Below are 24,024 nucleotides of genomic sequence, written 5' to 3'. Positions count from 1 at the left end.
GGTCAACCTTACAGAATCGTCGATTTTTTCGAATGCTCGATATTTAAGAGAAGCGAAGCATTAATCTTCGGATTTACAGATGGTCGCTTGAATGACTAGGCTCCGCGGCTGTTCCTAGCTTTCTCCTTTCCGGTACACCCCGACCGGATCACCCACGGAGCTAGTCCCCCCGATGCCCCCCGATCCCCCCGACATTAATCCGTCGCGCCAAGTCGAACGGATCCGCGAAATCCTCGTGGGCCGCCAGATGGATGGCGTGGAACGTCGCTTGGAGCGACTGGAAGCCAACCTGCGTCCGATGCCGACGAAGGAGTCTTCTGACGTCTTCGAAATCAGACTCGCATCCTACGAGAAGCGTCACGAGGAGAGGCTACAGGAATTGCGTGACGAGATTGACGTGGAGAAGGCCCGCCGGGTCCAGGAAACCCATCGACTGGCCGGACAGATCCAGGCGGCGGCACGCAGCCGCTCGGAGGCGGGCATCGAAGCCCAGGTCGAGCTCGAGGCGAAATTCACCCGCTGGCTCGAGCACTGGAACCAGGGATTCCGCCAATATCTGCACCAGCGAGAGCAAAAACTGATCGCCGACCTCCGCTCGGAGCTCGAGCAGACCCGCGAGTGGGTGAAGGCCAACCGGCTTTCGAACGAGCAAACCACGGCCGACCAATCGCGAATGCAGGCCTCGTTTGCCCAACTGGCCAATGCCGCCCGCGCGATCGCCGAAGCCGCCGCCCTCCAGGCCGGCAAACCGGGAGCACAGCCATGACCTCCGTCTTGCCGCCGTTTCCGATCCCGACGCCATCTTCGCCGGTGCGGGAGCACGGGTCGGGTGGCTTGCCCAACCTGCCGGTGACGTCCGCCGGTGTCCCGACTTTCACCAGCAGGAATCTGGAGGTCCCGGCAATGGATCTCTCCACCCGGCCCCGCGCCGAGCCGCCGGCACCGGAACCGCCCCTGCCCGCCCTTGAAGCGGCGAAAGCCGGGGATTTCACCGACGCCGACCTGGCCGAGGCCCTTGTCCCCTTGCTCGGGTCCGCCGTCTCGCACGGGGACCTGCGGGATGACCCGGCCTTCGAGGCCCTGCTACGCGCCACGTTCCGCCGGGCCCTCGCCGAACAATCCGGCAGCCCCTTCGAAGACCCCAACTTCGCCCATCGCGCGCTCTGGCGGCTGCAGGCGCTGTTCACCAGCCGCAGCTACGAAGAAGTGCTCGCCGACAAGATCCGCCGCTTTCAGGTCGAGGAAGTCTACCTTCTCGACCGCGACCGCCTGTCCCTGGTCTCCTACGCCAGCTGTGATCCGGTGCGGCACTCCAACGCCCGCAAGGTGGGCGCCTTCGTGCGGCAGCTCGGCAACCGCATCAAGGACGAGTCGGGCGCCCTGCAGCTCGGTTTTGACCTGAGCGAGAGACGCCGGACCTTCGTGAGGCCGGGAATCTTTTGCCATCTGGTCGCGGTGGTCCGCGGCGAGATCAACGACCAGCTGAAGTCCGACCTCGACTTCGCCCTGCGCCGCATCGAAAGCCGCTACCGGGCTCCGTTCGAACACGGCCAACCACTCTTGCGCGAGTTGCAGCCGCTGCTCGAGGAGTGCCTCCTTATCCACTCGCCGGCCTCCCCCGGCGGCAGCTAAGTTCTTTGTACCACGTCACTCATCCCTTGACCGTGGGGTTCGCGGTCCCTACGCATCCCCCCGCATGGGATTTGACACATTAGGCCTCTCGGAAACCGTCCTCCAAGCCGTGACGGAGTCGGGCTATGAAAACCCGACACCAATCCAGGCGCAGGCCATTCCGTTGATCCTCGACGGCAAGGATGTCATCGGCGCGTCGCAGACGGGAACCGGCAAGACCGCGGCGTTCGCGTTGCCGTCGCTCAGCAAGATCCAGCCGATCGGCAAACCGCAGATCCTGGTGCTGGAGCCGACCCGCGAGCTGGCCCATCAGGTCGCCGAGCAGTTTGAACACTACGGCAAGCACACCGGCATCAAGGTCGCGCTCCTCTACGGCGGAGTCGGTGCCGGCGAACAACTCAAGCAACTCGAGGCCGGTGCCGATGTCGTGGTCGCCACCCCGGGCCGCCTCGTCGATCACTTTTACCGGGGCACCATGCGCTTCGGGGAACTCAAGATCCTGATCCTCGACGAAGTCGACCGCATGCTCGACATGGGCTTCCTGCCGCAGGTCCGCAAGATCGTCAACCTGTGCCCGTGGGATGGCCGCCAGACGCTGTTTTTCTCTGCGACCATGCCGCCGGCCATCCAGACCTTCGCCCAGTGGTGCCTGGTCGACCCGGTCAGCGTCGAGATCGCCCGGCGGGCGGTCGCCTCGACGGTTACCCACGCTTTCTACCCGGTGTCGATGGACCAGCGCGACGAACTCCTTTTGGCCCTGCTCCAGCAAACCGACTACCACTCGGTGATGATCTTCACCCGCACCCGCAAGGAAGCGGACCAGGTCTGCGCCCTGATCAAGCGGGAAGGTGGCCATGACAAAGTCGCCGCCATGCACTCCGACATCAGCCAGGCCGACCGGATGAAAGCCTTGGCCGGCTTCAAAAGCGGGGAATACGAGGTCCTCGTCGCCACCGACGTCGCCGCTCGCGGGATCGACATCTCCGGGGTCTCGCACGTCATCAACTACCGCGTCCCGGAGAACGCCGAGGACTACGTTCACCGCATCGGCCGGACCGGCCGCGCCGAGGCCGAGGGTGACGCCTTCACCTTGCTCACCGCCGACGAACTCGACTTCGCGAAGTCGGTCGAAATCTTCATCGACCAGACCATCCAGCGCAAGAAGCTCGACAACTTCGACTACATCTACACCGCCCTGCTCGACGATTCCCCGGCCAAGCCGATCCGCAAGCGCCGGCCGGCCGGCAAGAAGAAGCGGAGGTAGTTTCCGGCCATGGCCGCCACCCGGGGAACGCCGCTAGGATGCATCGTCGGGGTGCTTTCGCTCTTTCCCCTCGGCTTGGTCTTCCTGGGTGTCTACGGCTGGAGCGAATGGAGCGCCCTCCCGGAAGAGAAGCGTCCCGATGACCTGCTGTCGCTGTGGATGGCCAGCATCGCGGGGGGGCTCGTGCTCGCCGCGGCACTGATCTGGCTGTCGGTGAAAATCCTCCGTCGCACCGATTGGAAGTCCTACGATCCCGACAAGGGCAACTCGCAGATGTAGCATGAAGGTCCTGGCCATCGATCCCGCCGTCCGCAATACCGGCTATGCCATCGTCGAGGGCGACGGCCGCAAAGCCCGGGCACTGGCGTTCGATGTCATCAGCATCCCGGCACGGCTACCCCAGTCCGCGGCCCTGGCCGCGGTCCGGACGCATTTGCGGAACGTGATCGCGAAATACCAGCCCGACGAAGTGGCGGTCGAGGGGATCATCTACGTCCAATCGCACCAGACCGCGATCTCGATGGGTGCGGCCCGCGCCGCGGCGCTGATCGCCGCCGCGGACTCCGGTTTGACCGTGTTCGAATACGCGCCTCGCAAGGTCAAGAAGGCGGTGGTCGGCAACGGCACCGCCGACAAGGCCCAGGTTGCTTTCATGGTGCGCGCCCTCCTCGGTCTCTCGGAAACCCCGCCCCACGATGCCGCCGACGCGCTGGCCATCGGGCTGGCCCATCTGCAGGCCTCCGATCCCCTCAAAGCGAAGATGCTCGATCGCCGCCAAGTATGAAGACCGTCCAACTCGGCCAAGGAATCTCCTATCAAGACGGCCTCGATTTCCAGAAGGGAGCGGTCAACGCAGTGCTCGACGGCGGCGGCGAGGAAACCCTGTTCCTTCTCGAGCACGCCCCGGTCTACACGATCGGCCGCCAACGCGACCAGTCGTCCCTGCGCAACCCTGCCGCGCTGCCGGCACCGGTCTTTGAAACCAACCGCGGCGGTCAGGCCACCTACCACGGCCCCGGCCAGCTGGTCGGGTATCCGATCCTCGACCTGCGCGAGCGGAACCGCGACCTTCACGCCCACCTCCGCGGCATCGAGGAAGCCTTGATCCTCACCTGCCGCGACTTCGACATCCCGGCGACCCGGCGCGAGGGCCTCACCGGAGTTTGGGTTGAGAACCGGAAGCTCGCTTCGATCGGGGTCGGCGTGAGGAAGTGGATCTCCATGCACGGATTCGCGATCAACGTGACATCGGATTCCCTCTTGCCCTTCTTCGCCATCACGCCGTGCGGGATCGACGGAGTCATCATGAGCTGCGTCGAACAGGAAGCCGGCAAACCCGTCAGCGTCGATGAGTTTGCAACGGCTTTCATCCCCCGCTTCACGGAAGCCTTCGGGCAACCTTGAGCGGAGGGGGTCAGGCGATGTTGGTGAAAACCACCTGAACGTCGTCGTCGTCCTCGATCTTCTCGAGGATCACCTCGACCTCGGCCATCTGCTCCTCGGTCAGTTCGATCGGCTGGGTCGGGATCCGTTCGAGGCCTGCCTTTTTCGTGGGAATCCCGAGCTGCTCGAAGCCGGCGACCAGATTCGAGAAACTCGCGAACTCGCCGATGGCGCGCCCGATCCCATCTTCCACCTCGAGCTCCTCGAGGCCGGCATCGATCAGTTCGAGTTCAATCTCCTCAAGGTTCATTCCGTCCGTCACCTCGAACTCGACCACCGCCTTGCGGGTGAACATGAAGTCGAGTTGGCCGCTGTTCACGATCTGGCCGCCGTTCTTGTTGAAGATCGTCTTCATGTTGACCACCGAGCGATTGGTATTGTCGGTAGCGCACTCGATGAAAAACAGCGAGCCGTGCGGGCCTTTGCCTTCGTAGGCGACTTCCACGATGTCCGCGGCGTCATGTCCGGCGGCACGCTTGATGGCCGCGTCGATCTTGTCCTTCGGCAGGTTCTGCGCCTTGGCGTTGTTGATCGCCAGCCGCAGCGGGGCATTGGCAGCAGGGTCCGGACCGCCGTTCTTGGCGGCCATGGTGATGGATTTGGCGAGCTTCGGGAAAACCCGGGACATGGTGTCCCAGCGGGCTTCCTTGGCGCGGCGTCGGCATTCAAAGGCGCGTCCCATGGTTCGAAAGGTTCTTGGTTGGCGGGATTGAAGCGGATCCGCGGCAGCGGGCAAGCCTGCCTTGCGACCCGGCTCCGGGGCGACCCTAGTTCCAGAACTCGACCACCGGCCGGGTGACTTCGGAATCCACCGAATACCCGCGGGCCAGCAAGCGATGCTCCACGTCCGGAAGATGGGCGGCCCCCCATGGAATGTAGACTTCGGCAAAGTCGGCGGCCATTTCATCGAAGCGCGCCATCAGGACCGCATTCCGCGCACCGATGAGCCCGTTGCGGAGCAGGTCCTCGAACTGTTCGCCGGTGACACTGCCCATGTCGGCAATCAAAAGCTTCGCGGGATCGCCGGAGCCGATGACATCCAGCAGCTTCACCAACAGTTCGCGATGACCCTGATCGAGGTCCGACACGTCGATGTCGGCGTTTTGCCACGTGACATGGGAGTCCGCAGGTAACTCAGGCTGAACCACTGTTCCCTCCGCGTGCCCTGTCCGCAGTGACTTTTGCGATTCCAATCCCAGGAGTTTCGCCCACCGGGCGTAGGCTTTGCCATTGGCGAAATCCGCCGGGATGATCTTCTCCCGGTCGGAAACACCCTCCGTGAGAACGAGCCGCTTGCCGCCGTTCTCCGGTACCGCGGCCATGCGTCCGGTCACATCGCGATAAAAGGAACCATCCCCGATGTGCATCATCCCCACGAGGTGCACCCGTCGACCGTCCTTCACGAATACCTTTTCCACCAGGCCGACTCCGCGAGGCGTGAACTCCACGTAGTTCCCCATCAAGTCCCGGGCCCCACAACCGAACCCGAGGAAGACGACCGGCACGCTGACCACGACCAGAAGCGCCCCGACCATGAGGGCGGTCAGGGAATGACGAAAGCTGAACCACCGGCGCATCGCCACGAACGGAACGCGACGAAGCGAGTAGACGAAATACACCAACGCGAACCCCAACAGCGCCACGGACAGGATCCGCGCCGCCGCGGAGTGGTCCATCCAGAGGTTGAGCGGGAATCCGAACGAGAAGCGCCCGAGCAGTAGCAGGTCCGCGCCGATCACCATCCTCTTTGGCAGCGCCGACGTGATCACCACCGCCACGGACAAAAAGCCCAGATAGAGGAAAACCATCCCCATGCTCGCCGATGTTTGGAACAACAGGTCGCCCTTGTGGGCGAAGTCCGCCGCCACCATCCATCCTGACAGCAGCATCAGCAGCGCCGCGGCCAATGCGTTGAGAACCGGCTTCGATCGATCTTCCTCCGGAGGGGCTGCAATTCCTTCACTCATGCCAGCCACGACCCATAGGAGATTTCTCCCGTCGTGCCACTACAATGAAACCGCCGGTTCCCACGTCGCCCCGGGAACCGGACTCCCGCGAATGCAGGATCGTCACGCCACCTGCCGGTCGACATCGACCCGCAGGTTCTCGATGATGAAGTCCTGACGAACCGGGGTGTTCTTGCCCATGTAAAAGGCAAGCAGTTCCTTGGTCCCCTTGCCTTCCTCGAACTCGACCGGGTCGAGCCGCATGTCGGGTCCGATCATGAACTTGAACTCGTCCGGCGAGATTTCACCCAGTCCCTTGAAACGGGTGATCTCGGCCGACTTGCCGAGCTTGCCGAGGGCCTTCTCCTTCTCCTGCTCGTCGTAGCAGTAGATCGTCTCCTTCTTGTTGCGGACCCGGAACAGCGGCGTCTGGAGGATGTGCAGGTGCCCCTCGCGGATGACCTCCGGGAAGAACTGCAGGAAGAAGGTCAACAGCAGCAGCCGGATGTGCATGCCATCGACGTCGGCATCGGTGGCAATCACCACCTTGTTGAAGCGCAGGTCCTCGATCCCGTCCTCGATCCCGAGCGCCGCCTGCAGCAGGGCGAATTCCTCGTTCTCGTAGACGATCTTCTTGGCGAGGCTGTAGGTGTTGAGCGGCTTGCCGCGCAGCGAGAACACGGCCTGGGTTTCGACGTCGCGGCTCTTGGTGATCGAGCCGGAAGCGGAGTCGCCCTCGGTGATGAAAAGCGTGCTGTCGAGGGCCTGCTTGTGCTTCGTATTCAGGTGGGCGCGGCAGTCGCGGAGCTTCTTGTTGTGGACCTTCGCCTGCTTGGCTCGCTCTCGGGCCATCTTCTGGATGCCCTTCATGTCCTTGCGCTCGCGCTCGGCGAGCTGGATCCGCTTCTGGATCGCCTCGGCCACCTTCGGGTGCTTGTGCAGGTAGTTGTCGAGATGCTGCTTGAGGAAATTGCCGACGAAGGTGCGCAGGGACTCGCCGTCCGGGCTGATTGTCGCCGATCCCAGCTTGGTCTTCGTCTGCGACTCGAACACCGGCTCGATGATCCGCACGCAGACGGCCGCCTCGATGCCCGCACGGATGTCCGCGGGATCATACTGCTTCTTGTAGAATCCGCGGACGGCGTTCACCAGACCCTCGCGGAACGCCTGCAAGTGGGTGCCCCCCTGGGTGGTGTTCTGGCCGTTGACGAAGGTGTAGTATTCCTCCCCGCTCTCGGCGCTGTGGGTGAAGGCGATCTCGATGTCATCGCCCGTCAGGTGGATCGGATCGTAGAGCGGTTCGCTCTCCATTTCCTCCCGCAACAGGTCGAGCAGCCCGTTCTTCGAGCGAAATTTCCGGCCGTTGAAGACGATCGTCAGACCCGGGTTGAGGTAGGAGTAGTAGCGGCACATCTTCTCGACGGTCGCTTCCTTGAACTTCGCCTTGGCCGGGAAAATCGTCCGGTCCATGTCGAAGGCCAGCCGGGTTCCGGAGGGTGCGTCTTCCCGGCGCGGCGTCTTCATTTCCTCGGTGACCACGCCCTTGGAGAACTCGATGGCCTTGGTCTGGCCGTCCCGCCAGGCCTGGATCTCGAAGAAATTCGACAAGGCGTTCACCGCCTTGATGCCGACGCCGTTGAGGCCGACCGACTTCTTGAAAGCCTCGCTGTCGTACTTCGCACCGGTGTTGATCTGGGCGGCGCAGTCGTAGAGCTTGCCCAAGGGAATGCCGCGGCCGAAGTCGCGGACCTCGACCCGGCCCTCCTCGTCGATATCGACCCGGATCTCCTTGCCGTGACCCATGATGTGCTCGTCGATCGAGTTGTCGATGACCTCCTTGAGCAGAATGTAGATGCCGTCTTCCGGCGAGGATCCGTCGCCCAGCTTGCCGATGTACATTCCCGGCCGGAGCCGGATGTGTTCGCGCCAGTCGAGGGACTTGATGTCGGCTTCGGTATAGTCAGCGGCCATGGGGAAAATCTTTCGGAAAAGCTGGGCAATTGGCCCCGGGCTGGCAAGCACCGGTCACTTCAGGGCCGGCTGAACCAGGTCCCAGCGCAGCTTGAACGACGGATACTGGGCCGCGAGGCTGGTGCCCGCCTTGATGCCGCGGGCGGGGTCGCCGGCCAGCAGATCGTAAGCGATCGCCTGCTCATGCCGCCGCAGTCGTTCGATTTCGCTCGACTCGCTCCGCATCAGCGAGCGGTGGAGCTCATTCAAGCTGTCGGGAGAAATCTCGCCCCACGCCACCTCGCGCGACGCGCCGTCTGCGCCGAGAGTCACAAGTCCGCCCGGAACGGCTCCGGTGATTCGCTTTACGACCGTCTGGTCACGGAGGATCAGGGAAATGTCGGAGGGAGAGCCGTCCAGTTGATCCGAAATCTCGCCGAGGAAGGCTGCCGCCGCTTCAGTCAGCACCAGCAACGCGGCCGATCGCTCAGTGCCGTACGCCGCGAATGAAGGCTCTTTCACCATCGCCGACGCCCGGGAAAACTGGCATTCGGCGGCCACCTTACGGACTTCGTCCTCCGTGACCGTTTTTGCGACCACGGGCTCGGGTTTAGGCGTGGCCTCGAGCGCACGGGCGTGCTTTTCGAGTTCGAGCTGCCAGGTGCGGATATTGAAACGGGCCCTGCCCTTCGTTTTGAGCCCCGCATGAACCGCGTGGAGTTCATCCACCAAGGCGCGGCATGCCTCCGGGGAGGACGGCAGCGTTTTCGGCTCGGCGCCCTCGAGACGCTCGGCATCGCCGAGATAAAGGGCGATGATTTCCTGGTAGGGGGCGATCCAGGCGTCCGGACCGCTCGCTTCGGCTGCGACGACCGCGTTCATGAACGGCCGGGCGGCCGCGGGCATCCCGTGTTCCCAATTCCTCAGCCCGGTGGCGAGGGAAACCAGCAGCCCGGCACCGGACGGGGCCTCATCGTCGGCATCCTTTGCGATGACAGGAAGGCCGCCCAACTTCCGGATGGCATCAAGCAAGGGCCCGCGGATCTCCTCCACGCCCTCCGCTGCCTCCACATGCGCACCGGCCGCCTGCAGGTCCTTGCGCGCTTCGCCGGGACGTCCGTCGAGATAGGAACAAACCGCCGCCTCGAATCCGGCCCAGGATCCGGTCGGCTCCAGCACCCCCGGTTGGTCGCGAACCCGGACAAAAAGCTCCCGCGCCTTGCCAAAATCACGGGCACGCAACGCTTCGCCGGCCTCGCGGTAGGTCGAGCCGATCGCCACCCCCGTGGAAACCGGGGCGTCGACCGCTGGGGGAACGATCACCGGTGGTGCCGGCTTCGCCACCACCGTCGCTTCCGGCTGCATCACCCACCAGGCCCCGAACACCAGGGCCCCGATCACCAGCAGGCTCGCCCCGGCCAGGGCCAGTTTCTCCCCGACCGACGATCCGCGCCTCCGGGCCCTCGCACCGGTGGCGGGAGGTGACGTGCTCCCGGAGGTCCCCGAGCGCTGGCGCGCACTTTCCAGTGCGGCCAGGAGATCGTCATAGGAGCGGAAACGCTGCGAAGGATCGTGCGCCATCGCCCGGTCCACCAAGGCGGAGGTTTCCGGACTGACCCAGGGGGCCGCCTTGGCCAGTGATGGGATCTTCTTTTTCGCCTCGCGCAGCCGGTTGGTGTCCATGGACTCCTCGTTGCACGACGGCTTCCCCGCCAAGGCGTGATAAAGCGTCGCCCCGAAGGCATAGACATCGGAGCGGAAATCTTCCGGGAGCCCCTCGATGGTTTCCGGCGGCACGTAGTAGGGGGTGGCCCAGATCTCGGTGGCCTGGGCTTTTCCGCCCTTGGTGACGAGTGCCAGGCCGAAATCCACGATCTTCGCGTGGCCCGCGGCATCGAGCAGGATGTTTCCCGGCTTCATGTCGCGGTGGATGAGTCCCGCCGCATGGGCGGCCTTCAGCCCCGCGGCGATCTCGATTGCCAGGGGCAGCATCTCCTGCTCCGGGATCGATCCCCGTTCCCGGATGTGGTGCTCGAAGTGCCCCCCCGGCACCAACTCCATCGCGATGTAGAAGCGGTCGAAGGCCCTGCCGGTCGTGAACACCCGGACCACGTGGGGGTGGCTGAACGAAGCGGTGATCCGGGCCTCCTCTTCGAATGCGCCGATCCGCTTTTCGTCGCCGCCATACTCCTCGTTGAGGATTTTCACCACGACCTCGCGGTCCAAGGTGTTGTCCTGGGCGATAAACACGACGCTCATCCCGCCGATGGCATGGCGGCGCAAAAGCGTGTAGGGACCGAACTCCCGTTTGACCCGGGTGTGCTTGCCGCAGGAAGGGCAGCCGACATTGGAAAACGGTGCCACCGCCGACACATCCATGGACGTCCCGCAAGCGTGGCAATAGGCGACTACGATTTCCCCCTCCGGCATGGCCGAGGCTAATTTACGCCGCGAAGGACTGGAAACTTCATTCTCACGAATCCAGTGCCGGCGATTGACATTCCGGGGATGGGGTCGCGACCTTCGGCGGCCATGGAAATCCGCGTGGAAGATGATGCCGGAACCCGCCTCGACGCCTTTCTGGCGGCGCGGGTGCCGGAGTTGTCGCGCTCGCGGATCCAGGAGCTCATCCGCGAGCAGTTCATCCTCCGCAACGGCAAGCCGGCCAAACCGCGGGACGCCGTGGCCCTAGGCGATAACTTGAGCATTGCGATCCCCGAGGCGGTCCCGGCCGAGGCCCAACCGCAGGAGATCCCGCTCAAGATCCTTTTCGAGGACGAGCACATGGTCGTCCTCGACAAGGAGTCGGGCATCGTCGTCCACCCCGCCGCCGGGAATCCCGACGGGACGCTGGTGAATGCCCTCCTCCACCATTGCAAGGGCCAACTCAGCGGAATCGGCGGCGTGGAGCGGCCGGGCATTGTCCATCGACTCGACAAGGACACCTCCGGCTGCCTGGTGGTCGCGAAAACCGACACCGCCCACCGCTCGCTCAGCGAACAGTTTTCCGGCCGGACGATGGAAAAGCGCTACCTCGCCGTCGGCCAGGGCGTCCCCTCACCTTCCAGCGGCACGGTTTTCACCCACATCGGCCGCCACCCGGTGAACCGCCAGAAAATGGCGGTGGTCAATCCCCCGGGCGGCAAGGCGGCGATCACGGACTACGAGGTGATGGCAACGGACCCCGCCACCGGCACTTCACTGGTCCTGTGCCATCTCCACACCGGCCGCACCCATCAGATCCGGGTCCACCTCCACCATCTCGGCTGCCCGCTGGTCGGCGATCCGATTTATGCCAAACCCGAACGCCAGAAGGCCCGGACCGGTCGCCTGATGCTTCATGCGTGGCGGCTGGTCCTCGATCATCCCACCAGTGGCGAACGGCTTGCTTTCGAAGCCGAGATCCCGCCTGAATTCAGTCCGTGGATTCGCTTGATGGAGATATCGTTTCCGGAATGAGTTGTTATTAGCTGATTCTTTTTGTGTATGTCGGCGGCATCAAGCCCGCGGAGACAGACGATTGGCGTCGGATCTGCTGCGGACTCGAAGCCCCCCTCATCGCATTGCACACCCGTCGCCACTCCCCCTCACGCCTCTGGGCGTGGGCCATTGTCATTTGCGCCATGGCCACTCCCATGTGCCCGGCACTTTCGCGCACTGACGTTCCCGGGCCACCGGGGAGCGGGAACTTCGGCGCGAGGCTCACCCGACTCCCGGACGGCGCATATTTGGTGACGGATCCGGAATACGACGGCCCCGGGGCAAATCCCGACGTGGGAGCCGTTCATCTTTACAACAGTGCCTGGCAACGGATCGGCAGCCTCACCGGCAGCCGCCCGAATGACCGGGTCGGATCGGGCGGCATTGTTGTCCTGCCCGGCAATGCCTTTGCCGTCATCAGCCCGGATTGGGACAATGGCGCGTCAACGGACGCCGGCGCCGTGACGTGGTGCACGCCCGGAAGTTTCGGCGGGACCGTCTCGGCAACGAATTCCCTGGTAGGCGGAGCACCCGGCGACCGCGTGGGCGGCGGCGGCATCACCCGGCTGCCGGGTTTCGCGTGTGTCGTGCTCAGCCCGTCATGGGACCGGCCGGGCCTCATGGATGCCGGAGCAGCAACGTGGGTCGATCCCGATCAGCCACCGGTCGGAGATCTGGCCCTGGTACCCTCGCTGGTGGGTGCAACATCCGGCGACCGCGTTGGCAGCGCCGGCGTGACGGTCCTTCCCGGTGGGGACTATCTGGTCAAAAGCCCAGAATGGAACCAGCCCGGAGCCGTGTCGGCCGGAGCCATCACCTGGTGCTCCGGGACCGCCGGCCGAACGGGTGAGGCCAGCGATTTGAACTCGCTGGTGGGTTCCAGCGCCTACGACGAGGTCGGTGCCGGACACATCGAGATCCTGGAGAACGGGGATTTCGTCGTCATTTCCAGCTTCTGGGATAATGGGACATTCGTCGATGCCGGCGCCGCGACTTGGGCCAATGGCGCGAGCGGGATCGCCGGAGCTATTTCAGATGCGAATTCCCTGGTGGGTGACAGCGCCGATGACCGTGTGGGTTCATCGGGTGTCTTGTCATTGTCGGGTGGTGACTTCGTGATCGTAAGCCCCCTTTGGGACGCCAGCCCGACCGCCATGGATGCGGGTGCCGTGACTTGGGGCAATGCGGGTTCAGGCATTGCTGGCTCTATTTCCGCCGGAAACTCCTTGGTCGGAACCCGGGGCGGCGATCAGGTGGGCTCCGGGGGCGTGCTGCGTCTCGATTGTCCTGGTGGCATCTGCAACTACGCCGTCGTCAGCCCCAACTGGGATCAAAGCAGTAGCGTGACCAATGTCGGAGCCGTCACCTGGGCTCCAGGCGTCACGGGCCTTGCCGGGGCGGTTTCCAGCATCAACTCGCTCACCGGACTTGCCCGCGACAACCGGATCGGCAACGGCGGAGTGGCACTCCTCCCCGATGGCAATCTGGTCATCATCAGTCCGGATTGGGGCACGGGCGGCGTTCCATCCCGCGGTGCCGCCACGCCATTCAACGGCAGCACCAGCATGACCGGCACCGTGGGGTCGGCCAATTCGCTGACCGGATCGACTGCCGGCGACCGCGTCGGTTCAGGCGGCGTGGAGGTGCTTGCAGACGGCAATTTCGTCGTGATCAGCCCGGAATGGGACCGGGCGGGCATTGCCGACGCCGGGGCCGTCACCTGGTGGCAATTTTCCAACAGCGCCTTCACGACCGTGGCCGCCGGCAATTCCCTGGTCGGAGCGTCGCCTGATGACCGTATCGGCTCCGGTGGTGTCACGGCCCTGAATGCCGGAAGCTACGTCGTTCAAAGCCCCCGGTGGGACAACGGCACGTCACTTGACGCTGGTGCCGTCACTTGGTGCGCGGGCTCTGGTTCCACCTCTGCCGTGGTGGGATCCGGCAACTCAATGATCGGCAGCACTTCGAGCGATGGCGTCGGCGGCATGGAGTTGAAAGTCCTCCCGAACGGCGCCTACGTGATCAACAGCCCTTTCTGGGACCGCGACGGCACCCCCGACGCAGGTGCGGTCACCTGGTGCGCGGGAAACCAAGTTTCTGCAGGTCCAATCTCTTCCCTAAACTCGATTGTGGGAGGCCTTCCGGGGGACCAGATCGGTGGATCCGGGATCGCGATCCTCGGCGACGGGAATTATTTGGTGTGCAGCGGAGCTTTCGACGCGGATGGATCGGAAGATACCGGTGCTGTCACTTGGGCCGATGGAAGCGTGCTCACCTCGCTGGAGGTATCACCCGCCAATTCGCGGACGGGAGCAAACCCGTTCGACCGTCTCGGGGCGGCTGGCCTGTATTGCTTTGCCGACGGATCATACGCCCTCTCAGACGGCGATCACGACGCGGAATTCATCCCGGATGCAGGGGCCATCACCGGCGTGAACGGCGGACCCGCGGCAGGCCCCACCAGCACAGTCAACAGCATCTTTGGGACGAAAGCCGGCGGGACCCTGCAAATTTTGGGCAGGGACGCATCGGGGCTTATCGTCGGCTGCCCGTCCGCCAACATCATCACGCTTCTGGAGTTCGACCCTCTCCTGGCAACGGACGGGGATTCCCGCGATTTCGGTCCCGTCTCGGTAAACACGTCATCCTTGCTGACGCTGCAAGTTCAGGTCGGAACCGGCACCCCTGCCTATGAGATCATCGACACGGCGAACCCGTCTCCCTTCACGATCCTCAGTACAATCGGCCCCGATGTAGATGGCGTTTTGACCCTGGTCATTTCATTTGCTCCGGCCGGGCCCACCGCCAACTCCGCGCTGTTACAAGTCGGGGGGGCGACAATCGCGCTTTCCGGACTTGGCAACGCCCCGCCCGTTTTCACCGGCTACACCGCCTCGACCTATCATGAGTCGTCTCTCGTGCTGTTCCTCACCAAAATGTTGCGGGGCGCCTATGATCCCGACGGCGATCCATTCCGGGCAAGTTCGGTCCGCACGACCACGCCCGGTGCCTCGGTGCAGGTCCTGCGCGACCGCCTGATCTACTCGCCCCCGGCTGATTTTGTCGATACCGACCAATTCGAGCTCACCCTGACCGATTCACGGGGAGCCTCGAGTCTCTCGATGGTCACGGTCAACGTCGGGCCGGAATTCGGCGGCACGCTGAACCCGGGTGAGATCGATGAAATCCTGGATGGCAACGAACTCCTCGGGTTCAGGGTCAAGTTCCAGGTGATTCCTCACCGGGCCTACGAGCTCCAACGGCAATATTCAGGTGGAGCATGGGAGGTTGTTCTGAACAAGGCGGCCGACCCCAACGGCCTCTACCAATACAGCGACTACTTTCCTCCACAAACCGACCCACCCACGCCCCGGCCGTCCAGTGCCCTCTATCGGCTGCGTTCTCCCTGATCCAGGCCCTGCCATGAGATTTCTCCTCACCCTGACCCTCGCGGCCATCGCTCCTGCGACTGGAGCCGTATCGACCTACAGCAATTCCTGGACCGTCAACACCACCTTGGCCGACAATGATCCGGCTGGCTGGGCCAGCTCGGTATTCATCAACGACGTGCCATTCGAACAGATTGGCACTCTGGAGGTAGATCTCGTGATCAGCGGCGGATGGAACGGCGACCTTTACGCGTATGTCACCCACAAGAATGGCTTCAGCGTGCTGCTGAACCGGATTGGCGCCACCAGCTTGGACGGTGCCGGCTCCTCGTCTTCGGGAATGAACGTCACCTTCTCCAGTTCGGCGACCGAGGACATTCACACCTATGCCGCCGGCGTGTTCTCCGGAAGCCTGTCCGGGATCTTTCTGCCCGACGGGCGTGAAGCCGATCCGATGGCGGTAACCCAGTTCACCCCGCAAACCGCCCTGCTCTCTAGCTTCCATGGCCAGGAAGCCAACGGGCTGTGGACGCTCTTCGTCGCAGACATGGCCCACGGCGACCTGTCGACAGTGGTCAGCTGGGGAATCACCATCACCGAGGTACCCGAACCAGCACGGGTGCTGGCCGCCGGCATCCCCGTCCTTCTCGGCACTGCCCTGCTGGGCCATCGCCGCAGACCCCGGACGCAAAGCGAGTGCAATTAGCCTGACAAGTCGACCTCTTGCCAGCTCACTGGGCCGCGCATGGATGATGACGCCTTCTTTCAGGATCTTCTGGCCGCGGTAGAACAGCAGCTCGCCTCCCCGCAAACGCGCTATGTGGCCAAGGAATACGAGCGCCTGACCTCGAAGGGCATGAGCGAAACCGACGCCAAGGAGCGCATCGCCGCCTGCCTCGGCGAGGAGACCGATGCGATGTACCGGCGGAAAACCGCCTTCGACGAAAAGAGCTACAAGAAGCGGCTCGCGGAGATCGACCCCGCGGCCCGGTTCGACGAGGAGACGGACAAAGAAAGCGATTAGAGCCCGCTCGGACCATGGAGGGATCTGGCGGCCAAAGCGCCGGCGATTTCACCCTGACCGGCGACATCCGCCTTCGACTTTACGCATTTCCACGTCTAAGAACCGCCGCCCATGCCTCCGCAAGCTTCCGCCCGTTCCCCTTTTGCCGGCTGCCTGATCTTGATCGCCGCCTTGGTCCTGCTGGTTTTCCTGATCGGATTCACGGCCTGGATGCCGTTCCGCCAAGCGGCTGAAATCGAAAAATTCACCGCCGACCAGCCGGCCCCGCTGGCGGTCGATCCGATCGAGGGCAACGAAACCAAGGTCAATGACCTGGTCGAGCGACTGGAGTTCTTCCGCACCGGTCTCAAGGACGGGAACGAGGCGCCGACCCGCATCGAACTCGACGCCGCCGATCTCAACCTCGCCATCGCGGCCTTCGCTCCGGTCGAACAGCTCCGCGGCAGTTTCCGGGTGAGGGAAATCACCGACGAAGCGCTGATCATCGACATCTGCTACAAGCTCAACGGCCGACCACGCCTGGCACGGGAGGGCGAGGAAGGTCCAATCACCTCGGATCCCCGCTTCCTCATCGGCACTCTCCAAGGCCGGCCGGAACTCTCCCGCCGCGAACTGGTGCTGAAGGTCGACAGTCTCGAGGTCCCCGGAAAAACCGTTCCCGAGGGTTTCATGGAACATTTCTCCACCCTGCGGATCTTTGAAGCTTACCTCAAGGATCCGGTCCTCGGCCCGGCCATGGCCGCCATGACCCGTGCCGAACTGAAAGACGGCAAACTTGTTCTGGCCCGGAACCCCGGGGAAAGCCCGCCCGATGTTGTCAGCGACAGCGATTTCCGGAAAGGCGGCGGCCGGCTGGTGACCTTCCTCGGGATCGGAGCCTGCATTTTCCTCGCATTCGCCGCGACAATGGTTTTTCTGGGAATCCGAAAACAGCGTCAAAACGAGCGAAATCACCAGACAAGCACGGACGGCAACGACGCTTGATTGCCGTGCTCCGGGAAGTCGCTCGGATCCCTCAATCACGTCCCATGAAGACCACCACCCGATCCTCGCTTGTCCTGCTGGCCATGGCGACCGCCCTGGCCGCCCGCGAACCCGCCGAGACCACCACCGCGGTCACCCCGCCCGTCGCCATCGATACCGCCGCGGCCCCGGCCGAGGAAAAGCCGGTCGAAGCGTCCGTCGACCCCGCCAAGGACGAACAGGCCAAGCTGGCGCAGGAAAACGCCCTCGCGGCCGAGCGACTGAAGGCGGAGACCAGCGCAATGCAGGCGGAGATCACGAAGCTCAAGATGGAGAAGGAACTCCTCGGCGAACGGCTCGCCCTTGCCGCGGTGAAGCGCCAGGCGGCGCAAGCGGATGATGACGCCAAGGCGGAAGCGGAGCGCGCCCAACTGAACCGCGACGCCGCCCTTGCCAAGGCGCGCGCCGAGTTCCTGACCAACGAACTCAAGGCGGTCCAGAGCGAATCGGGCATCGAGATCGCCAAGCTCCAGAATCAAATCTCGGAGATGGAGATGGATTCCAAGCGCCGCGCCTATGCCGACGCGAAGCCGGTCTATCTCGAGAATCCGCTCAAGGAGGATGGCACCCTGGTCATTTCCGACCGCCGGATTCCGCTCAACGGCCCGATTTCGATGAGCACCGCGGATCACATCACGGACCGCATCGATTTCTACAACAACGCCGACCGGAAGATGCCGATCTTCATCGTCATCGACCAATCCCCGGGCGGCTCGGTGATGGCGGGCTACCGGATCCTCAAGGCCATGGAATCCAGCGACGCGCCGGTGCATGTCGTGGTGAAGTCCTTCGCCGCCTCGATGGCCGCGGGCATCACGACCCTGGCGAAGGAGTCCTACGCCTACCCCAACGCGATCATCCTCCATCACCAGATCAGCTCGACCTTGTTCGGCCAGATGAACCTCACCGAACAGGCCGAGGTGGTGAAGGAAAGCCAGCGCTGGTGGACCCGCCTCGCCACGCCGGTGGCAACCAAGATGGGCATTTCCACCGACGAGTTCATCAAGCGCATGTATGAACACTCTTCCAGCGGCGACTGGAGCGAATTCGGCGAGGATGCCCAGAAGCTGAAGTGGGTGAACCACATCGTCCAGGGCATCGAGGAAACGTCACTCACCAAGAATCCGGACCTGAAGTCGCCGGACGCCCCGCCGAGGACCGCGCTGGCGGAAGAAATCGACGCCAACGGCAAGCCCTTCGCCTACCTGCCACGACTTACCCCGAAAGACGTCTATTTCCTCTACAACCCGGACGGATACTACCGGGTGCGATAACGGATCAATTTTGTCCTCGAACGGGGCTCTGGCACCATACCGGGGCCCCGTTTTTCGTGTCGGACGGCGGACCGTGAAATCCCGAGGGGAAATGCTTGCCATGGTCCCGCGATTCACGCAAAACCTCCGCCCGCTGCCACGCAAAGCGCGCTTAGCTCAGTGGTAGAGCACATCCTTCACACGGATGGGGTCGCAGGTTCGAACCCTGCAGCGCGCACCATCTTCCGGCACCCGGCCTTTTTTCTCGAAGGCAAGGCCATCGCGGGACTAAACCGGCACGGCCGATCGTGCGTTTAACTTCACGCAGGTTACCGATGGATTCAAAGGAAGACAGCATCGAGGAATTCGTCCACGAACTCACCCGGTCCCAGAACGATCTGTTCTATTTCATCCGGGCGCTTTGTGGCGATGCCCATGCTGCCGCCGACATCCGGCAGGCCGTGAACATGATCCTGTGGCGCAAACGGGAGAAATTCAAACCCGGGACCAGTTTCAAGAACTGGGCGTTCCGGGTGGCCCAGCTCGAGGTAAAAAGCTATCTGCGCCAGCGCAAGAAGAGCAAGTTGATGTCCTTCGACGGTGATTTGCTCGATTGTTTCGCCTCGGAGCTCCCGGCCACGATCGACGAGTTCCCCGAACGCCGGACCGCGCTTTTGGAGTGCCTGAAAAAGCTCACGCCGAAGGATGACGAGTTGATCCGACACCACTACTGGTCCGGCGGCTCGCTGGCGACCCTCGCCCGGGCGACAGAGCGCAGTGTCGGCACCCTCAAGGCCCGCCTGTTCCAGCTTCGTGGATCGCTCCGTAAGTGCATTCGCGGTCAACTCAACCTCAAGGAGTCGTAATGGAAGAGCACGAACTCAACCGACTGCTCAACCGCCTGATCGACGGTTCGATCGAAGCCGATGACTTTGATCGCATCCAGGCGGTCCTGAAGCAGGATGAAGCGGCAAGACGGACTTACTACGAGCTGCTGGGCGTCGACATGCTTCTCGGCGAACTTTATGAAGTCCCTGACTACATCGCCGTCCACTCCCAGACGATGGACAACAGCTGGGCGCTCCGCCGGGCCAAACGCGGGATGTTCGCGTGGTCGGCGCTCGGAGCCGCCGCCATCCTGCTGATCACCCTCGGCACCTTCTTCCTGTTCAAGGCGCGTCCGCCGGAGATCAAGATCGCCGCTTCTGAGGACAGCCACTTTCACGTCAACGGCGAGATCCGTTCTGGAGGCATGCTGAACCCCGATGATTCCCTGGTCATCGACCACGGGGTCGTCTCCCTCGCTCTCGGTCCCTATGTGGAAGCCTACATCGATGGCCCGGCGAGGCTCCGTCTGATCGACCGCCAGGGCAGGCTTGAACTGATGGAGGGTTCGGCCTTTTTCCAGATCGCCCCCGGAGGCGGCGGATTCGAGGTCCACACGCCGGCGGGGATCATCCGCGACATCGGCACCAAATTCGGCGTTCGCATCCTCGCCGGTGGCCAGGTCGAGACCCACGTTACCGCCGGTGCCGTCGAAGTGGAGCGCCACCAAGGCGATGCCCCGTATCGTGTCGATGCCGGCGAAGCGGTGAAATGGAGCCCAACAGGCCCCATCCGTCGGACAATCATCAACGCCGACCTCTTCGTGCAGGCCCTGCCATGGCAGCATGTCTTGTTCCGCGACGACTTCAACGAGGAGGACGGCACGCTGCTTTCCGGCAAGAATCCCGATGTCGGCTGGCCCTGGCGGATCCTCATGGAGCCATCGCCGACCTTGGTGACCGACGGTCGCGTGGACACCTCCTTCGGACCCAGGACGATCAGCGGGAATTTCATTGCCGAGCCGTCCAGCGGCCGCCGGCGGGTCTATCTCGTCTCACTCACCACGCTCCCGCCGGAAAAAATCGACGACAAGGTCGGTCTGGCCAACGGTAGGGAGACCATCACCCTCTGGAACCGCGACGGATTTCCCCTGGTCAGCCTGACCGCCAATGCCACCGACCGCCACCGCTGGCATTTGTCGGATGACCGGACCGGCACCGCGTCCCTCGGTACCCAGCTGTCTGCACTTGAGGAGAACACCATGACCCTCAGCTACGACCGGGACACCGGGTTGGTCCGCCTCTACGAGGGCGGCAACACCCGGGGCACGCTTCTCGACCAGCTTTCCGTCCAGTCGGGTGAATCCCCCGTCTCCTTTACCGTGACGAATGCCGACGGCGGTGACGTCGCGATTGACGACGTGGATGTCCGGGTCGTCGCCTATCCGCAGGCAAGCCGCCTCGGGAGCGACGGAGAGTGATCGTGCCCGCGGGCGGATCGGGTTTGTCGCCGGCTTCACGATCTGGTTGGATACCACGGTGACGAGCGATCAGGCGCGGCCGGTGATTTATCAGGTGCTTCCACGCCTGTTTGGCAACCTTTGCACCACGCGTAAGGTCAACGGCACCTTGGCGGAGAATGGCTGCGGCAAGTTCCGCGATTTCACCGCGACCGCCCTGTCGGAGATCAAGGCCATGGGCTTCACCCACTTGTGGCTGACGGGAATCCACGAACAAGCCAGCGGCACCTCCTATCCGCAGCGCCCGGCGGATCCCCCGGATATCCTGAAAGGGATTGCCGGAAGTCCCTATGCGATCCGCGATTACTTCGACGTCTGCCCCGACTACGCCGTGCAGCCCGGGAAGCGCCTCGCCGAATTCAAGAACCTGCTGGGGCGTTGCAAGGAGGCGGGATTGAAGGTGATCGTGGATTTCGTGCCGAACCATGTCGCTCGCTCGTACGGATCGGACATCCGGCCCGGCGAGACCTTCGGGGCGGACGATGACAAAAGCGTGTTCTTCGACCGAAACAACCACTTCTACTATCTCCGGAGTAGCGACCCCGGTGGTGGCCCTCCCCTGAAGTTGCCAACCTCCTCGATGCCCGGCTGCAGCGGTTTGTTCGCGCCGGAGTCCGGGTTCGGCCGAGTCACGGGAAACAACTCGATCACCTGGTCACCCGGACGATCGGACTGGTACGAGACCGTCAAACTCAACTACGGTCACGACTTCACAACCGGGCCGGACACCTCGCACCTACCCGGTCCGGAGACACCGGTTGCGGACGTCCCCAAGACCTGGCGGACCATGGACTCGATCCTCGCCTACTGGCAGGATCTGGGAGTCGATGGCTTCCGGGCCGACATGGCACACATGATTCCGATGGAGTTCTGGGCTTGGTCGATCCACAGGGCCAGACAGCGAGATCCGGATGCCTTTTTCACCGCGGAGGCCTACGACAACGATCCGGCAAAGTTAACCACGGGGCACGTTCTCGATGCCCTGCTCGCGGCCGGGTTCGACGCGGTGTACGACGATCCCGTCTATGATATCCTCGAGGGCCTCTACGATTCGGGAAAATGGGCCAACGATCTCGATGCCCTCACCTTCACGGGGGATCGCTTTCACCGGTCCCTCCGCTATGCCGAGAACCACGACGAGGTCAGGCTGGCCAGCCCCAGGGAATGGGGCGGGCTTGGCATGGACGTCGGCCGGCCGGTGACCGCCGTTTTGTTCGGGATGGGTCGTGGCCCGCTGATGCTCTACTCCGGCCAGGAAGTCGGCGAGCCCGCCGCCGGACCGGAAGGCTTCGGTGGCGACGATGCCAGGACAACCATCTTCGACTACTGGTCGATGCCCGAATTCCAGAAGTGGGTGAACGAGGGCAAGTTCGATGGTGGCGGGTTGGAAGAGCGCCAGCGGAACCTGCGCGAATGGTATGGCAAGTTGGTGCGACTCATGCAGGAGCCGGCTTTCGCCCGCGGGAACTTCTATGGTCTGAACCACGCCAACAAGGAAAACCCCGGGTTCGGCCGTGTCGGGGATGAAGCTGCAAGCGGCCACTGGCTCTACGCCTACCTCCGCCACGATTGGCAATCCCGTCAGACTTTCCTGATGGTCGCCAATTTTCACGGCACCGAAACCCTGACCGACGTCCAGATCCAGATTCCCGCCGACGCCCTCGGTTGGCTTGGGGTGACCAAGAATGAGACCCCGCTCTTCACGGAGCGCTTGGAGGATGGTTGGACGTTTTCGGTGCCCGCGGCCGAGCTCCCGACCCAGGGTATCGCGCTTCCTCCATTGCCCCCCTTGAGCGCCAGGGCAATCGAGATCGTCAAAGTCCCGAGCTAGCGCAAGATCACGAGCAGGGGCCGGTGGTCACTGGCTGAAGTCACCGCTTCGTCGTCGAGGATGCGGCAGCGGTCCCAGTCGATCGATCCCTTCAGCGGGTTGCTGATCATCACGAAATCGATGCGTGAATAGATGTCCTCGTAGCTCCAGTGATGGGTCCAATACTCGCCGCGCGAGTCCTTGATCGCCACCATCGCCAGCGACCGGTCGTTCCTGCCGCTGCCGCGCACCGCACGGATGGCCGGACTTTGACGGGTATCATTGAAGTCTCCGTAAACGACCAGACGCGCGTCGGGGCTCTCCTTGATGATCCCGTCAATCTCGCGCCGGAGCAAATGGGCTTCATGCAAGCGCATGTCCGCTTGATCGCCGTCGTCCACCTCCCGTTTGGACTTCAGATGAACTCCGAGGAACCGGAAGTCGCCGACGGGAGTGGTGACGGTTGCATCGAGAATCCCCCGCTGCATCTGATATTCCCTTCCATTGGAACGGTAGCTCAAATCGTCGTGCACCAAGGTCTTCCCGATCGGAAAACGGGACAGCAGGACCAAGCTCCGGGTGGGATCCGATCCACGGTTCAGATGGAAATGGGGCATCGGGTGTCCGGCCCTTTCGAGATAACCCTGCAGGTCACGCACATCATCCTCCGTGCCGATTTCGGAAACGCCGAGGATGTCCGGCCTTGCCTTGACGAGGACCTCCGTGATCGCCTGCCGCTCCTTCTCCGGCTTGGGTGCTCCCTTCCGGCTTTGACCATCGACGTATCGGTCCATGGTCAGCCAGTTCTCGACGTTGTAAGCGACGAAGCGGACATCGGCAACCTCACTGCCGGCATCACGCGTGACCAGCGCTTCGGTCGACTTGACGCCCTCCACCTCGGGAGTCGCGGTCGCGACTTCGGCCGACGGCTCGGGAGCGGGTGACCCATGACCCGCCCAATCGCCTGACTGGTCCTTGTCCTTGCAGCCTCCGAGCGACAAGAAAAACGCCCCGAGCAACCCCGGAGCGATTCGACTGATTCGATTCAGCAAGGACCTTTTCATTCAGGCCTTCTCGTGGGCCTCCTTGCCAGCGGCCTCCTTGATCTTCACCTCGTCCTCGGCGCGGGTAATCTCGCGCTCGAAGTCCTCGCGGGCCTTCTTGAATTCACCCATGCTCTTGCCCACGCCGCGGGCGAGCTCGGGCAGTTTCTTTGCACCGAAGAGAAGAAGGACGATGAGGAAGATGACGACCATCTCCTGGCCGCCGAGGCCGCCGATGAATGCGAACGAAGTGTTCATGAATGAAGAGTAGGACCGCCCCCGGCGGCTTGCAATGGGAATAACGGTCTCGGACAGCGTCGCCTTTCGTCCCGATTTGTAACGGCATGCGGAGGCAATTCACCACTGAGACCCCCGCGTTGGAGCCGGATGGGGCGACCAGGAACTTCCGCCCGGAGCTTCTTG

At 63.3% G+C, this 24,024-nt stretch carries 21 protein-coding genes and 1 tRNA gene; 16 read left to right on the top strand and 6 right to left on the bottom strand.

Annotated features, from left to right (window positions below; all coding sequences use genetic code 11):
* Window positions 1-172 precede the first annotated feature (172 nt).
* The 6 genes from IG178_RS17915 (at window position 173) to lipB (ending at window position 4,300) form a co-directional block, all read left to right on the top strand.
* Window positions 173-766 carry a hypothetical protein gene (locus tag IG178_RS17915; RefSeq protein ID WP_193213949.1) on the top strand — a complete coding sequence of 198 codons (594 nt, stop codon included), beginning with the start codon at window positions 173-175 and terminating at the stop codon, window positions 764-766.
* A complete protein-coding gene (locus IG178_RS17910) occupies window positions 763-1,632 on the top strand; it encodes a hypothetical protein (protein WP_193213948.1) in 870 nt (289 codons plus the stop codon). The genes IG178_RS17915 and IG178_RS17910 overlap by 4 nt, the downstream gene beginning before the upstream one ends.
* A 64-nt stretch (window positions 1,633-1,696) precedes the next feature.
* On the top strand, window positions 1,697-2,896 hold the full coding sequence (locus IG178_RS17905) for a DEAD/DEAH box helicase (protein ID WP_193213947.1): 1,200 nt from the start codon (window positions 1,697-1,699) through the stop codon (window positions 2,894-2,896).
* A gap of 9 nt (window positions 2,897-2,905) precedes the next feature.
* Window positions 2,906-3,175, top strand: a complete 270-nt coding sequence (locus IG178_RS17900; RefSeq protein ID WP_193213946.1) for a hypothetical protein — start codon at window positions 2,906-2,908, stop codon at window positions 3,173-3,175.
* Between the two features lies 1 nt (window position 3,176).
* Window positions 3,177-3,680 carry a crossover junction endodeoxyribonuclease RuvC gene (ruvC, locus tag IG178_RS17895; RefSeq protein WP_193213945.1) on the top strand — a complete coding sequence of 168 codons (504 nt, stop codon included), beginning with the start codon at window positions 3,177-3,179 and terminating at the stop codon, window positions 3,678-3,680.
* Window positions 3,677-4,300: a lipoyl(octanoyl) transferase LipB gene (lipB, locus tag IG178_RS17890; RefSeq protein ID WP_193213944.1), complete on the top strand. Its 624-nt coding sequence runs from the start codon at window positions 3,677-3,679 to the stop codon at window positions 4,298-4,300. The genes ruvC and lipB overlap by 4 nt, the downstream gene beginning before the upstream one ends.
* Window positions 4,301-4,310: 10 nt before the next feature.
* Here lipB and IG178_RS17885 read toward each other — a convergent pair whose 3' ends face one another.
* The 4 genes from IG178_RS17885 to IG178_RS17870 form a co-directional block, all read right to left on the bottom strand.
* Window positions 4,311-5,021: a YebC/PmpR family DNA-binding transcriptional regulator gene (locus IG178_RS17885; RefSeq protein WP_193213943.1), complete on the bottom strand. Its 711-nt coding sequence runs from the start codon at window positions 5,019-5,021 to the stop codon at window positions 4,311-4,313.
* 85 nt (window positions 5,022-5,106) lie between these two features.
* The gene (locus IG178_RS17880; RefSeq protein WP_193213942.1) at window positions 5,107-6,306 is read right to left on the bottom strand and encodes a hypothetical protein; all 1,200 of its coding nucleotides are present in this window, start codon (window positions 6,304-6,306) and stop codon (window positions 5,107-5,109) included.
* 102 nt (window positions 6,307-6,408) lie between these two features.
* Window positions 6,409-8,256: a DNA topoisomerase IV subunit B gene (locus IG178_RS17875; protein WP_193213941.1), complete on the bottom strand. Its 1,848-nt coding sequence runs from the start codon at window positions 8,254-8,256 to the stop codon at window positions 6,409-6,411.
* A 54-nt stretch (window positions 8,257-8,310) separates the two neighbouring features.
* Entirely contained in the window at window positions 8,311-10,665 is a 2,355-nt protein-coding gene (locus IG178_RS17870) for a serine/threonine-protein kinase (RefSeq protein WP_193213940.1), read from the bottom strand.
* 102 nt (window positions 10,666-10,767) lie between these two features.
* Here IG178_RS17870 and IG178_RS17865 point away from each other — a divergent pair, with 102 nt between their 5' ends.
* The 10 genes from IG178_RS17865 to IG178_RS17820 all read left to right on the top strand — a co-directional run bounded on the left by IG178_RS17865 (window position 10,768) and on the right by IG178_RS17820 (window position 22,579).
* Window positions 10,768-11,694 carry an RluA family pseudouridine synthase gene (locus tag IG178_RS17865; RefSeq protein WP_193213939.1) on the top strand — a complete coding sequence of 309 codons (927 nt, stop codon included), beginning with the start codon at window positions 10,768-10,770 and terminating at the stop codon, window positions 11,692-11,694.
* A 272-nt stretch (window positions 11,695-11,966) separates the two neighbouring features.
* Complete coding sequence (locus IG178_RS17860; RefSeq protein WP_193213938.1) at window positions 11,967-15,125, top strand: Ig-like domain-containing protein; 3,159 nt, start codon at window positions 11,967-11,969, stop codon at window positions 15,123-15,125.
* A 13-nt stretch (window positions 15,126-15,138) separates the two neighbouring features.
* Window positions 15,139-15,810 carry a PEP-CTERM sorting domain-containing protein gene (locus IG178_RS17855; RefSeq protein ID WP_193213937.1) on the top strand — a complete coding sequence of 224 codons (672 nt, stop codon included), beginning with the start codon at window positions 15,139-15,141 and terminating at the stop codon, window positions 15,808-15,810.
* Between the two features lie 39 nt (window positions 15,811-15,849).
* Complete coding sequence (locus IG178_RS17850) at window positions 15,850-16,128, top strand: DUF1841 family protein (protein WP_193213936.1); 279 nt, start codon at window positions 15,850-15,852, stop codon at window positions 16,126-16,128.
* A 111-nt stretch (window positions 16,129-16,239) separates the two neighbouring features.
* The gene (locus IG178_RS17845; RefSeq protein WP_193213935.1) at window positions 16,240-17,112 is read left to right on the top strand and encodes a hypothetical protein; all 873 of its coding nucleotides are present in this window, start codon (window positions 16,240-16,242) and stop codon (window positions 17,110-17,112) included.
* A gap of 44 nt (window positions 17,113-17,156) precedes the next feature.
* Window positions 17,157-18,425, top strand: coding sequence for a ClpP family protease (locus IG178_RS17840; RefSeq protein WP_193213934.1), 1,269 nt, complete (start codon window positions 17,157-17,159; stop codon window positions 18,423-18,425).
* A gap of 145 nt (window positions 18,426-18,570) precedes the next feature.
* Window positions 18,571-18,645, top strand: a tRNA-Val gene (locus IG178_RS17835).
* A 94-nt stretch (window positions 18,646-18,739) separates the two neighbouring features.
* A complete protein-coding gene (locus tag IG178_RS17830) occupies window positions 18,740-19,270 on the top strand; it encodes a sigma-70 family RNA polymerase sigma factor (protein WP_193213933.1) in 531 nt (176 codons plus the stop codon).
* Window positions 19,270-20,709 (top strand): FecR domain-containing protein, encoded by a 1,440-nt coding sequence (locus tag IG178_RS17825; protein WP_193213932.1) that lies wholly within the window; start codon window positions 19,270-19,272, stop codon window positions 20,707-20,709. The genes IG178_RS17830 and IG178_RS17825 overlap by 1 nt, the downstream gene beginning before the upstream one ends.
* Complete coding sequence (locus IG178_RS17820) at window positions 20,654-22,579, top strand: alpha-amylase family glycosyl hydrolase (RefSeq protein WP_193213931.1); 1,926 nt, start codon at window positions 20,654-20,656, stop codon at window positions 22,577-22,579. The genes IG178_RS17825 and IG178_RS17820 overlap by 56 nt, the downstream gene beginning before the upstream one ends.
* Here the strand turns inward: IG178_RS17820 and IG178_RS17815 are convergent.
* Window positions 22,576-23,559, bottom strand: a complete 984-nt coding sequence (locus IG178_RS17815; protein WP_226895555.1) for an endonuclease/exonuclease/phosphatase family protein — start codon at window positions 23,557-23,559, stop codon at window positions 22,576-22,578. The two genes, IG178_RS17820 and IG178_RS17815, sit on opposite strands and share 4 nt — an antisense overlap.
* Before the next feature lie 63 nt (window positions 23,560-23,622).
* Window positions 23,623-23,859 carry a Sec-independent protein translocase subunit TatA/TatB gene (locus tag IG178_RS17810; protein WP_193213929.1) on the bottom strand — a complete coding sequence of 79 codons (237 nt, stop codon included), beginning with the start codon at window positions 23,857-23,859 and terminating at the stop codon, window positions 23,623-23,625.
* Window positions 23,860-24,024: the final 165 nt, after the last annotated feature.

The sequence above is a fragment of the Neoluteolibacter marinus genome (assembly GCF_014904755.1).
GTDB classification, from domain to species: domain Bacteria; phylum Verrucomicrobiota; class Verrucomicrobiia; order Verrucomicrobiales; family Akkermansiaceae; genus Haloferula; species Haloferula marina.
The sequence above is the reverse complement of the archived record's forward strand: the minus strand, read 5'-3'. Positions and strand labels throughout refer to the sequence as shown.